Here is a 12,093-nt window from a genome sequence, read left to right on the forward strand (position 1 = left end):
CCCTTCGAGGCCCGTGGTCTTTCGAGACGAGCTCGCGAAGGAGAGACGCTTGACTACGCAGTCCGCAGCCTCGGCAGCACGCGCCACCGTGTACGGCTACCCCCGGCAAGGTCAGAACCGTGAACTGAAGAAGGCCATCGAGGGCTACTGGAAGGGCACCGTCAGTGCGGACGCCCTCCGGCAGACCGCCGCCGAGCTTCGCCGGGCCAACTGGCAGCAGCTCGCCGCCGACGGCATCGACGAGGTCCCGACCGGTGACTTCTCGTACTACGACCACGTGCTCGACACCACCGTCATGCTCGGCGCGATCCCCGACCGGTACCGCGTTGCCGTCGAGGCGGATCCGCTGGGCGGCTATTTCGCGATGGCGCGCGGGACGCAGGAAGTCGCGCCGCTGGAGATGACGAAGTGGTTCGACACGAACTACCACTATCTGGTCCCCGAGCTCGGCCCGGACACCCTCTTCACGGCTGACACCACCAAGCAGGTCTCCGAACTGCAAGAGGCCGTCGCGCTAGGCCTCAACGCGCGGCCGGTCCTCGTGGGCCCGGTCACCTACCTGCTGCTCGCGAAACGCGCACCAGGTGTTCCCGACAGCTTCGAACCGCTGTCGCTGCTCGACAAACTCCTTACGACGTACGGAGAAGTCCTGGCGGACCTACGCGCAGCGGGCGCCGAGTGGGTCCAGCTGGATGAGCCTGCGCTTGTGCAGGACCGCACGGCCGACGAGCTGGACGCTGCGGCCCGCGCGTACGCAGTACTGGGTGGACTCACGGATCGCCCGAAGCTCCTCGTCGCGTCGTACTTCGATCGCCTCGGCGAGGCGCTTCCCGTGCTCGCGAAGGCGCCGGTCGAAGGCCTGGCGATCGACTTCACCGGGCCTGCCGCGACCAACCTCGACGCGCTCGCGTCTGTGGCCGGGCTACGCCACAAGCGGCTGGTCGCGGGCGTCGTCAACGGCCGCAACATCTGGATCAACGACCTGTCCAGGTCGCTGTCCACCCTCGCCACGCTGATGGGGCTGGCCGGGCAGGTGGACGTGAGCTCGTCGTGCTCGCTGCTCCACGTCCCACTGGACGTCGCGGCAGAGAAGGACATCGACCCGGAAGTCCTTGCCTGGCTCGCGTTCGCCCGGCAGAAGACCGCCGAGATCGTCACGCTAGCCCGCGGCATCACCGAAGGCACGGAGGCGATAGCGGCCGAGCTCACCGCCAATCGCGCGGCGCTGGAGGCACGAGCCGGTTCGGCGCTGACGAACAACCCGCAGGTCAGGGCTCGCGTCGCCGCCGTGACCGAGGCGGACAGCCGCCGCTCGGTGGCCTACCCGGAGAGGGCAGCCGCCCAGCGGGCGCGACTCGGCCTGCCGTTGCTCCCGACAACCACCGTCGGCTCGTTCCCGCAGACCACCGAGCTGCGCACCGCGCGGGCGAATCTGCGCACCGGGCGGATCGACAGGACGCAGTACGACGAACGCATCGAGGCGGAGATCCGCGAGGTGCTCGCGTTCCAGGAGAAGGCCGGACTGGACGTGCTCGTGCACGGCGAGCCGGAGCGCAACGACATGGTGCAGTACTTCGCCGAGCAGCTGGACGGGTACGTCGCGACCCAGCACGGGTGGGTCCAGTCGTACGGCACGCGGTACGTGCGGCCGCCGGTGCTCGCCGGCGACATCTCCCGGCCGGAGGCGATGACGGTCCGCTGGACGCAGTACGCGCAGTCCCAGACCGATAAGCCGGTCAAGGGGATGCTCACCGGGCCGGTGACGATGCTGGCCTGGTCGTTCGTCCGCGACGACCAGCCGCGCAGCGAGACCGCATGTCAGGTCGCACTCGCTCTGCGGGACGAGGTGAATGACCTGGAGGCGGGCGGCGCTTCGGTGATCCAGGTCGACGAGCCCGCGCTGCGCGAGACGTTGCCGCTGCGGAAGGCAGATCGTGCGGCGTACCTGGCCTGGGGTACTGAGGTCTTCCGGCTGACGACGAGCGGCGTCCGCGCGGACACGCAGATCCACACGCACATGTGTTACGTGGAGTTCGGCGACATCCTCAGCGCGCTCGACGAGATGGACGCCGACGTGGCGAGCCTGGAGGCGGCCCGGTCGCACATGCAGGTCGCGCACGAACTCGGCGACGCGGGATATCCCCGCGAGGTCGGCCCGGGGGTCTACGACATCCACTCACCCCGCGTGCCCGGCACCCCCGAGATCGTCTCCCTGCTCCAGAAGGGCCTGGACGCGATCCCCGCCGAACGCCTCTGGGTCAATCCCGACTGCGGCCTGAAGACCCGCGGCTGGCCAGAGGTCCGCGACTCCCTGCAGCACCTCGTCGACGCGGCCCACGAAGTACGGGGCACCCTCCCGCCCCACGAGGTACGAGGCACCCTCCCGTCCTGACCCCACGGCCGGCCGGGACCAGGCTCTGTCGGAAGTCTGGTCCCGGTCGTCACCGCGGAGACTCGCGTCGGGCGGGCGGATCGGATACCGTCGACGTATGAAGAGTTCTGCAGATGTGCAAGCTCCCGCCGCGATCGACGCCTGCAACGTGCGGCTGGTCGATCCGGAGCGGGTGGCGGCCGTCCATGCCAGGATGCCTTCGGAGCAGGACGTCGTCGACACGTCCGATGTGTTCGGGCTGCTCGGCGACCCGCGGCGGCTGAAGTTGCTGGTCGCCCTCCTGGACGGCGAACTCTGCGTCTGCGATCTCGCCGCGGTGACGGGGATGAGCGAGTCCGCGACCTCCCACGCGCTGCGGTTGCTGCGTGCCCACCGCGTCGTCTCGGTCCGCCGGGACGGGCGGATGGCCTACTACCGGCTCGACGACGCGCACGTCCGGATGCTCGTCGACCTCGCGGTCGCCCACACCGAGCACACCGATGCCATCCACCCGGAGCGCAATTCATGAGCGCCGGCCAAGACCACCGCGCCACCCAAAGCGCCACCTCGAGCGCCGGCCTCGACACCGGCCCGAGCGCCGCTGGCGCGATCCCGAGCGCCGGACACGGCCATGGGCACGGACACGGCGTCAACGCTGATGCCGACCGGAAGCTGCTGAGTGGCGCGCTCGCGCTGATCCTCGCGTTCATGGCGGCCGAGGTGATCGTCGGGTTCGCGGCCGGGTCGCTGGCGCTGATCACCGACGCGGCGCACATGCTCACCGACGCCGCCGCCATCGCCCTCGCGCTGATCGCGATCCGGCTGTCCGCACGGCCCCCCGCCGGCGGGTTCACCTACGGGCTCAAGCGGGTCGAGATCTTGTCCGCGCAGGCGAACGGGATCACCTTGCTGCTGCTGGCGGCGTTCTTCATCTACGAGGCGATCAACCGGATGATCCACCCGCCCGAGGTGGAAGGCGCGCTGGTGCTGATCACCGGTGTCGTCGGCATCGTGGTGAACCTGATCGCGACCTGGCTGATCAGCAAGGCGAACCGCTCGAGCCTGAACGTCGAGGGCGCCTTCCAGCACATCCTGAACGACCTGTTCGCCTTCGTCGCGACCGCGATCGCCGGTCTGGTCGTACTGCTCACCGGCTTCGCCCAGGCCGACTCGATCGCCGCGCTGATCGTCGCCGCGCTGATGCTCAAGGCGGGGATCGGCCTGGTCCGCGACTCCGGCCGGATCTTCCTCGAGGCAGCACCCGCGGGCCTCGATCCGGCCGCGGTCGGCGCCGAGCTGTGCGCAGTACCGGGAGTGGTCGAGGTACACGACCTGCACGTCTGGGAGATCACCTCGGGCGAGCCGGCCGCGTCGGCGCACATCCTGGTCCGCGAGGGCCTGGACTGTCACCAGATCCGTGGTCAGATCGAGGCGCTACTCGCCGAGCGGCACCACCTGACGCACTCGACGCTCCAGGTCGACCACGCCTCCGGCGACGAGCGGGACGTGCACTGCAGCGACGCGCATGGCGTGGTCCATCGACCCGCCACCGGCACGATCACAGCCGCTGGATCAGAATCTGACCAGGCCATTCCGAGTCTTTGACCGGTACTGCGAACTGCTCGGCGCGGGTGAATCCCTGTTTCTCGTAGTACCGGACCAGGGCCCCGTCGCCACCGGCGAAGCAATCCACCCGGAGCAGGTTCACGCCGAGCCGGCGCGCCAGTGAGCGGGCGTGCTCCAGCAGGTCGGTGCCGATGCCGGTCCCGCTCGACGCGCGGTCCGTCACCAGCAGCCGGACGTACAGCTCCGGCTCGGTCGCAGGCGGCACGTAGGGCATCGCCGCGCCCACCGCCAGCGCGCCGACGACCCGTCCGTCCGCCGTCTCCGCGACCCACAATCCCTCGTCGTCGACGAAGCCGTTGATCTGCTCGATCCGCCGCGGGTTGGTCGAGTGCGGCTCGGTCCCCCACTGCTCGGTCAGTCCCCGCGCCACCAGCCATTCGGTCGCCCCATCGAGGAGCCCGAGCACCGCGTCCACGTCGGAGCGGGCGCCGCGTCGTACCGTCAGAGAAGAAGTCACCGGCCCATCCTTCCACTCGTGTCGAAAGCGGGCCGGTGGGTTCTACGTACTGGGTGAAGGCACACTGAAACCCGGCCAGGAAGAGGAACCACGATGAGCACCAAGCTGGACAAGCAGTTCACGGCGCCGCTGCTGCAGAGCCCGGCCAAGGGCGGCTGGACCTACGTCAAGATGCCCGGCTCGGCCGAGTACTTCGGCACCCGCGGGCTGGTGAAGGTCCGCGGCACGATGGACGGCCACCCGTTCGAGAGCTCGTTCATGGCCATCGGCGACGGCACCCACAAGCTGCCGGTGAAGGGCGAGCTCCGCAAGCTGATCGGCAAGGCGCCCGGCGAGGAGATCACCGTCCACCTGGAGGAGCGGCTCTAGCCGAACCGCCAGGCGTCCGAGTCGTCGCGTGGAAGACCGGCTCTAGCCGAGTCCGAGGCGGTAGGCATAGGCGACCGCCTGCGCGCGATCCCGCAGGCCCGCCTTGGCGAACAGGTGGTTGATGTGGGTCTTGACCGTGGCCTCGCTGACCACCAGATCCCGCGCGATCTCTGTGTTCGACAACCCGGCCGCGATCAACCGCAGTACCTCGGTCTCGCGCGGCGTCAGCCCGTCCGGCGCCGCGTCCCGAGGGGTCGGTACGGCGGTGCTCGCCTCGATCAGGCGGCGCTGGACCTCGCCGTCCACGATCGACTGGCCGGCAGCGGCCGCGTGCAGAGCCCGCCCGATCGATTCCGCGTCGGCGTCTTTCGTGAGGAACCCGCGCGCTCCGGCCCGCAGCGCGGCGAGCACGGAGTCGTCGTCGCTGTAGGTCGTGAGTACGACGACCTCAGTGCCCGGGTACTCCGCCCGCACCCGCCGGGTTGCCTCCACCCCGTCGCAGCGGGGCATCCGCAGGTCGACGAGCAGCACGTCCGGTTTGTGCGCGGCGACCAACTCCACCGCCTCCTGCCCGTCCGAAGCCGCTGCGACCACGTCGATCCCGGGCAGCAGGCGCAGCAGCGTCACCAGGCCGTCGCGGACCACTGTCTGGTCGTCCGCGACCACCACCCGCAGATCGCTCACGCCGGCACCACCAACCGAACTCGCCACCCGTCCTCCGTCGGACCGACCTCCAGGCTGCCACCGATCAACTCGGCACGCTCCCGCATCCCGACCAAACCATAGCCACCCCCGACACCCCGTGCCGGAGGCCTGCCGGGATGGTCCTCCACCGTGAGGGCAGTCCACCCGCTCTCATACGCCAGCCGTACTTCGACTGCCGCCCCCGGCGCATGCTTGCGGGTGTTCGTCAGCGCCTCCTGCAACCCCCGGTACAGCGCGGTCATCGCCTCGGCCGGCAACGCCCGCGGCTCTCCTTCCACCTCGAAGGTGGCCGCGCCCCCACTCTCCAGCCTGAACGCCGTAACGAGATCGGACAGCGCCCTGACATCGGGAACGGAGTCCTCGCGCAACGTCGCTACCGCACGTCGAGCCTCGGCTAGTCCCTCCGCGGCCAGTCCCTGCGCCCGGGTGACCTGGCCGATCGCCTCCTCCGACGCGCCGTCGCGGACCAGCATCAATCGCGCACCTTGCAGGCTGAGCGACAACCCGGCCAGCGAGTGGGCCAGTACGTCGTGCACGTCCCGCGCGATCCGGGCACGTTCCGCCAGTGCGGCCGCGCGGCTGTGCTCCTCGATCGCGGCCTGCTTGCGGGCAAGGGATACCTGCAGGTCGTCGAGTTGCTGTTCTCGAACCCGGCGGTTGATGGAGGCAAGAAGCAGCGCGACAACGCCTACCGCAGTACCGACGGCTCCACCAGGAGAGCCGTGGTTGAGCAGGATCGGGAGGCTGGCACCGACGATGCCGAGGAGCACCACAAGGATCTCGACCGGGCCGGGCATCCGGTACCGGACGGCTGTTCGTACCGCCCAGAAGGGAAGGACAACCAGAACGCTGTCGGGTAAGGCGAACCAGAGCAGCGATCCGGCGAGCACGAAGGACAGCAGGCCGATCTCGCGGCGCCGGCCGAGTGGTTCGCCGTACCGCAGTGGCAGCATCGCCAGGTTGCCCAGCACAACAATTGCCGCGAGCAACAAGATGATCAGGATCGGCAGTTGGCGGCGATCCGGCGAACCGGCCGTGAGGATCAGCGTCGCGATCACCAGGCCGGTCGGCACCAGCCGGAGCACGGTCCCCGGAACGGGTGAGTTCCCGAACGCCACCAGCCGATGCCACGCCTGCTGCAACCAGCCCTCGCGCACGGTTCGCTCGAGGTCTGGATGCGACAGCTCGGTCATACCGTCATCATGCCCGCTCGACAGCCAGCGGGATGTTCAGGCGCTGCGCCCGCAGGTAGACCGCCACGTTCTGGGCCGCGATGGTCAGGCCGAAGGTGAGCAGCAGGGCGGTGCTGGTGAGCGAACCGTTCAGGCCCATCGCGGAGCCGAGGAGGCCGGCGCCGACGCGGATGGCGATGGTCAGCAGCCAGAGCGCGAGGGTGAGGCCGGTGCCCTTCTGGTAAAGGCCTCCTTCGCGCTGCGACAAGTGGGTGCTGGCACCGCGGGCCAGACCGATCAGGACGAGGGCGACTACGTCGAAGACGAAGAACGCGAGCTCGCCGGGCGTCGCCGTACTGAACGCGTTCCGCGCGGTCAGCAGGCCGACGGCGACCAGGATCAACGGCATCACCACCAGGGACTTCTGGGTCACCATCGAGCCGCGCACCTGGCGGCCGACCACCCGGACCACGACGAGAGCCCCGATCAAGATGCCCAGCAGGAGGTTGACCGACATCACAGTTCCTTTCGACGAGTTTGGTGATTCCAGACTCGCCGGATTCACCGCGCCGGACGTCGGCCCTCAGGTTGGACCCGGATGGATCCCCTCTCAACCCACGGGTTGAGACGCGTCCGGCCAGACGAAGGCCGGGTCCCGTTCGTAGTCGTCCCGCCGCCAGCCGAGAGCCATCCGGACCATCTCGTGGGCGCCCGCGCCGATCACCTCGCGCAGCGGCGGTTCCGGCTCGTCGAGCAACGTCAGCAAAGCCTCCGCCGCCACCCTCGGCGACTCATCCTCCGGCATCCCGTCACCAGCCCCTTCGCCCGCAGCACCCTCCGCCGCGACCCCTTCACCCGCGGCCCCTTCACCCGCAGCACTCCCCATCGCAGCCTCGTCACCCGCAGCACCCTCCGCCGCGACCCTTTCACCCGCAGCACTCCCCATCGCAGCCTCGTCACCCGCAGCACCCTCCGCCGCGGCCCCTTCACCCGCAGCACCCTCCGCCGCAACACCTTCACCCGCAGGGCCTTCTGCCGCGCCCTCTTCAGCCGCAGCACTCTCCGCCGCGACCCCGCCTGCGCCACCCTCCACTGCGGCAGCGAGATCGCCAGCCGGAGACAGGTCACCTGTACCGGCCTGCACCTCCGCCGCGGCTTCGTCTGTGGCTGCCTGGATCATTTCCGGTGTGGGGTAGCTAGGCATGCCGAGGATCGCTGTGCGGGTTTCGTCGTATGCCGGGTCGGCGGTGGTGAAGCGCATGCTCGAGCCGGCCCAGTCGGTGGCGAAGCCGCCGAGTTGCAGCAGATGGACGTCGATGCCGAGCGGTTTGACCTCCTCGGCGAGACCGGCGCTCAATCCCTCCAGCGCCCACTTGGTCGCGTTGTAGGCGCCGAACAACGGAAGATGCCCGACCGCGCCGACGCTGGAGACCTGCACGATCCGGCCGGACCCGCGTGCCCGCAGATGCGGCAGCACCGCCTGCGTCACCCAGACCGCGCCGAACAGGTTGACGTCGAACTGCGCCCGGAGCTCCTCCTCGGACAACTCCTCGACCGCCCCGACCAGGCCGTACCCGGCGTTGTTCACGACCACGTCCGGCGTACCGACCGTCGCTGCCACTTCATCGACGACCCGGAAGACGTCGTCCCGTACTGCGATGTCGAGCCGCCGCGGGATCAGTCGGTCGCCGTACTCCTTGGCGAGGTCGTCCAGGACCCCGTCGCGGCGGATCGTCGCGACCACCCGGTCGCCGTGTTCCAACGCGACCTCGGTGAAGGCGCGGCCGAGCCCACGGCCCGCGCCGGTGATGAACCACAGGCGTTGCGTCATGTGCGGCCCCTTCTCGAGAGAGCGAGTCCTTGTGTTCCTACGAGACGAACCGTATCGTCTCGTCTGTGAAGAGTCCAGACAGTAGGCGCCGCAGCGACCGGGCCCGCACCGCGATCCTCGACGCGGCCACTGCGGCGGTGGCTGAGCTCGGTTACGGCAAGACCACGATCGAGGGAATCGCCGCGCGCGCCGGGGTCGGCAAGCAGACGATCTACCGCTGGTGGCCGTCGAAGGGCGCCGTGATCCTCGATGCACTGCTGGCCGAGCAGAACGAGATCGAGCTCCCCGACACCGGCGACTTCACCGCCGATCTGCGCAAGGTGCTCCGGGCAACAGTCGAGGAGTTCGCCGACGCGAACACCTCGGCCACCTTGCGGGCGCTGATGATCGACATGCAGCACGAGCCGGCCCTCAGCGAAAGCGTCCTGGAGCGGATGCTCGGTCCCCAACTTGCGGCGACCAAGCGACGACTGGAGTCAGCCCAGCAGGCCGGCCAACTCTCGGCCGATCTCGACCTCGACGTGGCCGTGGAGATCATCTTCGGCCCGATCTACCACCGTTGGCTGCTGCAGACGAACCCGCTCGATCGGGCCTACGCGGACTCCCTCACCCACCTCGCGGTCCGCGCCCTCAGCTAGCCGGACAAGCAGCGCTAGCCGAACGAGCACCGCTAGCCGGAGCGCCGCTAGCCGGGGCTTGCACCGCTAGTCGAACTAGCACCGCTAGCCGGAGCGCCGCTAGCCGGGATCTGCACCGCTAGCCGAGCTAGCGCTGCTAGTCGGAGGGCCGCTGGTCGGGCCTTTGCACCGCTAGTTGGACTAGCGCCGCTAGTCGGACTTGCGGCGGCGGTAGGCGGCCGAGGCCATGCGGTCGTTGCAGAGTTCGCAGCAGTAGCGCTGCCGGTTCGCCTTGCTCCGGTCGACGTACACGCACCGGCAGGGATCGCCCGCACACGTCCGCAGCCGGTCCCCCGCACCCTCGGCGATCGCCCGCGCGAGCGCGTCGGCCGACGCCACGGCGAGCCGGGCGACTGGATCGGACCCGCCCGTCGCCGCCAGCCGTGGCCCTTCCACAAGCCGCGGCGTAGCGCCGTACGAGTCGAAGAGCCGATTCAGTACGCCGATCTGCGTGTCCGGGGAGTCCGCGGCGAAGACCTCGTAGAGCTCGTTCCGTACTGCGCGCACGCGCTCGAGGTCCTCGTCGTCGAGGCCGGGCGGCGGGAGTTCCGAGCGATCGGCCAGGCGGACGACCAGCGGGATGCTCAGCCGGTCGGGCGGATCCTCGAGCAGGTCGTAGGTGTTGCAGAAGTCCAGCACGAACCCCAGCAAGGGATCAGCCGTCGGCACCCTGCTCACGCCGCACATCCTCCCCCGGCCTTGACCGTGTACCCAGCCCGCTCCACCGTCATCAGTTGTCAACGGATTTTAGCAACTGATGACTAAGGGGTGGGGATGAAGCGATTCCTGGTGGCGACCGTGGTGGGCGCCGTGATGCTGGGCGTCACCGCGGCGGGCGCATCGAACGCGGGACAGCTCGACCGGCCGAAGCAGCCGCAACCGGTGGTGGTGACGGACATCCAGATCCCAGTGAAAGGGCAGGCACCGGTCACGGCGTACCTGGTCCGGCCCGCGCGGGTGGGACGCTCGGAGAAACTGGCTGGAGCGCTTTACCTGCACTGGTTCGCGCCGCCGAACTCGACGCAGAACCGGACCGAGTTCCTGGCCGAGGCGATCGCGCTGGCCGGGCGGGGCGCGGTCGCGATCCTGCCTCAGCTGACTTTCCCCTGGGCGGGTGACCCGGTCGGCGACAAGTCGGACCGCACCAAGGTGACGAACCAGCTCGCCGCGGTCGAGGCGGCGTACCAAGCCTTGCTCCGTCAGGACGGGGTGGATCCGCGCCGGACCGCGGTGATCGGGCACGACTACGGCGCGATGTACGGCTCCATGCTGAAGAGCCGGGCGCACGCGCTGGTGTTCATGGCGGGTGACGCGACCTGGGCGAACTGGTTCGACAAGTACTGGCTGGGGCTGCCCGCGGACCAGGCCGTTGCCTATCGCAAGGTTTTCGCCGGCCTCGACCCGATCGACACGGTCGGCGACGTGAAGCGGGTCTACTTCCAGTGGGCCGGCCGCGACATCTTCGCCTCGCCGGAGATCCGGGCCGCCTTCAGCGCCGCGAACCCGAAGGCGACCGTCAGCCTCTACGAGACCGCGGAACACTTCCTCAACCAGCAGGCCAAGGACGACAGACTCGCCTGGCTCACCGACCAGCTGGATCTGGGCTAGTTGGACCGGGGCTACCTGGACTGGGGGTAGCGATCGCAGGGAAGCCGAAGACGGAGACCAGGCTCGGGTCACCGAACACGGTGATCCGGGCGATCCCGTCCTCCGCCACCTCCAGCACCGCGATCCCTAAGGCCTCGTAGACCCCTGCTCCGGTACGCCGGTACGCCGCCGCCGCGGGTTGTCCGTTGGCCCTGGTCGGGAGCATCCGCCAGTCGCCGGGCGAGCCCAGCGCCGAGGCTGCGAAGAACGGCATACAGGTCCGGAGTCCCTTGAACCAGGTGCGTGCAGGGGTCATCTCGAGCACGGTGTCGCGGCGCAGGACCTTCTCCAGCTCCGCTGGATCGGAGTGCTCGAAGGCGGCGAGGTAGGCGTCGAGAAGCTCGGTCGCGCGAGCGTCGGTGGGCTCGGTGATCGTCTCGCGGTCTGCCTCCACCTCGGCCAAGGTGGCCCGGGCCCGCTGCAGGCTGCTCTTCACCGCAGGCACGCTCAACTCGAGCATCTCCGCCACCTCGGCAGCGGAGAACGCGAGCACCTCCCGCAGTACCAGCACAGCACGCTGCTGCGGCGGAAGGTGTTGCAGGCTGACGATCAGCGCGAGCCGAAGGTTGTTGCGCTCGGCCACGATCTCCGCCGGATCGACCATGGCATCGGGTATCGGTTGGACCCACTTCGTCCCCGGCGCCGCGAGCTCGACCGGCGCGTGGGGATCATCCCCGGGCGCACCGAGCCCGGACGGCACGTACCGCCGGTCGCGGTGCTGCAGCGCGCTGAGGCAAGCGTTGGTGGCGATCCGATAGAGCCAGGTCCGCACAGAAGCCCGCCCCTCGAACTTCCGCCAGCCCCGCCAGGCCCGCAGATAGACCTCCTGCACAAGGTCCTCGGCATCCTCGACCGACCCGACCATCCGGTAGCAATGCGCCACCAACTCACGCCGAAACGACTCGGTCGCCCCGACAAACTCCTCCGAAACCGCCACCTGCACCAGTCTGCCTCCTTCACCAGAACCCTCCGTCAAAAGACAGACCGAAGCCGGCCGCCAAAGGAATCGGTTCCCACCGGATGGATGGAGGTGATCCCACGAGCACAGGCGAAGGTGGTTCCACCGGCACGGGCGGAGGTGGTTCCACCGGCGCGGGCGGAGGTGCTGCCGTCCATACAGGCTCGGGTGGTTGCGTCACCGGGCTGCGTGATGGTGCTAGTCGGGCCGGTGTGCGTCAAGAGGAGCCCTGTGTCAAGCCGCCTGTTTGTTGGGTTCGTTGAGGAGGCGTTGGAGGGCG

Annotated in this window: 13 protein-coding genes; 6 read left to right on the plus strand and 7 right to left on the minus strand. The window is 69.2% G+C overall.

The window, feature by feature from the left end; genetic code table 11:
• Window positions 1-49: 49 nt before the first annotated feature.
• The 3 genes from metE to ACFPJ1_RS38530 all read left to right on the plus strand — a co-directional run bounded on the left by metE (window position 50) and on the right by ACFPJ1_RS38530 (window position 3,976).
• On the plus strand, window positions 50-2,392 hold the full coding sequence (metE, locus tag ACFPJ1_RS38520; RefSeq protein ID WP_380111277.1) for a 5-methyltetrahydropteroyltriglutamate--homocysteine S-methyltransferase: 2,343 nt from the start codon (window positions 50-52) through the stop codon (window positions 2,390-2,392).
• A 97-nt stretch (window positions 2,393-2,489) separates the two neighbouring features.
• A complete protein-coding gene (locus ACFPJ1_RS38525) occupies window positions 2,490-2,900 on the plus strand; it encodes an ArsR/SmtB family transcription factor (protein ID WP_380111278.1) in 411 nt (136 codons plus the stop codon).
• Window positions 2,897-3,976, plus strand: a complete 1,080-nt coding sequence (locus tag ACFPJ1_RS38530; protein WP_380111279.1) for a cation diffusion facilitator family transporter — start codon at window positions 2,897-2,899, stop codon at window positions 3,974-3,976. Before ACFPJ1_RS38525 ends, ACFPJ1_RS38530 begins: the two co-directional genes overlap by 4 nt.
• Here the strand turns inward: ACFPJ1_RS38530 and ACFPJ1_RS38535 are convergent.
• Complete coding sequence (locus ACFPJ1_RS38535; RefSeq protein ID WP_380111280.1) at window positions 3,930-4,454, minus strand: GNAT family N-acetyltransferase; 525 nt, start codon at window positions 4,452-4,454, stop codon at window positions 3,930-3,932. The genes ACFPJ1_RS38530 and ACFPJ1_RS38535 overlap by 47 nt on opposite strands.
• Window positions 4,455-4,547: 93 nt before the next feature.
• On the opposite strand from ACFPJ1_RS38535, the gene ACFPJ1_RS38540 reads away from it, so the two are divergent.
• Window positions 4,548-4,823 (plus strand): DUF1905 domain-containing protein, encoded by a 276-nt coding sequence (locus ACFPJ1_RS38540; protein ID WP_380111281.1) that lies wholly within the window; start codon window positions 4,548-4,550, stop codon window positions 4,821-4,823.
• A 42-nt stretch (window positions 4,824-4,865) separates the two neighbouring features.
• On the opposite strand, the gene ACFPJ1_RS38545 is transcribed toward ACFPJ1_RS38540, so the two are convergent.
• The 4 genes from ACFPJ1_RS38545 to ACFPJ1_RS38560 form a co-directional block, all read right to left on the minus strand.
• Window positions 4,866-5,507: a response regulator gene (locus tag ACFPJ1_RS38545; protein ID WP_380111282.1), complete on the minus strand. Its 642-nt coding sequence runs from the start codon at window positions 5,505-5,507 to the stop codon at window positions 4,866-4,868.
• A complete protein-coding gene (locus tag ACFPJ1_RS38550; RefSeq protein ID WP_380111283.1) occupies window positions 5,504-6,721 on the minus strand; it encodes a sensor histidine kinase in 1,218 nt (405 codons plus the stop codon). The genes ACFPJ1_RS38545 and ACFPJ1_RS38550 overlap by 4 nt, the downstream gene beginning before the upstream one ends.
• A 7-nt stretch (window positions 6,722-6,728) precedes the next feature.
• Window positions 6,729-7,217, minus strand: a complete 489-nt coding sequence (locus tag ACFPJ1_RS38555; protein ID WP_380111284.1) for a hypothetical protein — start codon at window positions 7,215-7,217, stop codon at window positions 6,729-6,731.
• 93 nt (window positions 7,218-7,310) lie between these two features.
• A complete protein-coding gene (locus ACFPJ1_RS38560; protein ID WP_380111285.1) occupies window positions 7,311-8,531 on the minus strand; it encodes an SDR family NAD(P)-dependent oxidoreductase in 1,221 nt (406 codons plus the stop codon).
• A 65-nt stretch (window positions 8,532-8,596) separates the two neighbouring features.
• Between ACFPJ1_RS38560 and ACFPJ1_RS38565 the strand changes: the two genes are divergently transcribed.
• The gene (locus tag ACFPJ1_RS38565; protein ID WP_380111286.1) at window positions 8,597-9,169 is read left to right on the plus strand and encodes a TetR/AcrR family transcriptional regulator; all 573 of its coding nucleotides are present in this window, start codon (window positions 8,597-8,599) and stop codon (window positions 9,167-9,169) included.
• A gap of 189 nt (window positions 9,170-9,358) precedes the next feature.
• Here ACFPJ1_RS38565 and ACFPJ1_RS38570 read toward each other — a convergent pair whose 3' ends face one another.
• A complete protein-coding gene (locus ACFPJ1_RS38570) occupies window positions 9,359-9,886 on the minus strand; it encodes a CGNR zinc finger domain-containing protein (protein ID WP_380111287.1) in 528 nt (175 codons plus the stop codon).
• A 96-nt stretch (window positions 9,887-9,982) separates the two neighbouring features.
• Between ACFPJ1_RS38570 and ACFPJ1_RS38575 the strand changes: the two genes are divergently transcribed.
• Entirely contained in the window at window positions 9,983-10,816 is an 834-nt protein-coding gene (locus ACFPJ1_RS38575; protein ID WP_380111288.1) for an alpha/beta hydrolase family protein, read from the plus strand.
• Here the strand turns inward: ACFPJ1_RS38575 and ACFPJ1_RS38580 are convergent.
• Window positions 10,791-11,792: an RNA polymerase subunit sigma-70 gene (locus ACFPJ1_RS38580; RefSeq protein WP_380111289.1), complete on the minus strand. Its 1,002-nt coding sequence runs from the start codon at window positions 11,790-11,792 to the stop codon at window positions 10,791-10,793. The two genes, ACFPJ1_RS38575 and ACFPJ1_RS38580, sit on opposite strands and share 26 nt — an antisense overlap.
• Window positions 11,793-12,093: the final 301 nt, after the last annotated feature.

It is taken from the genome of Kribbella qitaiheensis (assembly GCF_042657745.1).
Taxonomy (GTDB): domain Bacteria; phylum Actinomycetota; class Actinomycetes; order Propionibacteriales; family Kribbellaceae; genus Kribbella; species Kribbella qitaiheensis.

Excerpts from the sequence above, each read along its gene's own strand:
- ACFPJ1_RS38555 (WP_380111284.1), bottom strand. The coding sequence starts at position 7,217 with ATGTCGGTCAACCTCCTGCTGGGCATCTTGATCGGGGCTCTCGTCGTG.
- ACFPJ1_RS38525 (WP_380111278.1), top strand. The coding sequence starts at position 2,490 with ATGAAGAGTTCTGCAGATGTGCAAGCTCCCGCCGCGATCGACGCCTGC.
- ACFPJ1_RS38560 (WP_380111285.1), bottom strand. The coding sequence starts at position 8,531 with ATGACGCAACGCCTGTGGTTCATCACCGGCGCGGGCCGTGGGCTCGGC.
- ACFPJ1_RS38530 (WP_380111279.1), top strand. The coding sequence starts at position 2,897 with ATGAGCGCCGGCCAAGACCACCGCGCCACCCAAAGCGCCACCTCGAGC.
- ACFPJ1_RS38575 (WP_380111288.1), top strand. The coding sequence starts at position 9,983 with ATGAAGCGATTCCTGGTGGCGACCGTGGTGGGCGCCGTGATGCTGGGC.
- ACFPJ1_RS38550 (WP_380111283.1), bottom strand. The coding sequence starts at position 6,721 with ATGACCGAGCTGTCGCATCCAGACCTCGAGCGAACCGTGCGCGAGGGC.
- ACFPJ1_RS38540 (WP_380111281.1), top strand. The coding sequence starts at position 4,548 with ATGAGCACCAAGCTGGACAAGCAGTTCACGGCGCCGCTGCTGCAGAGC.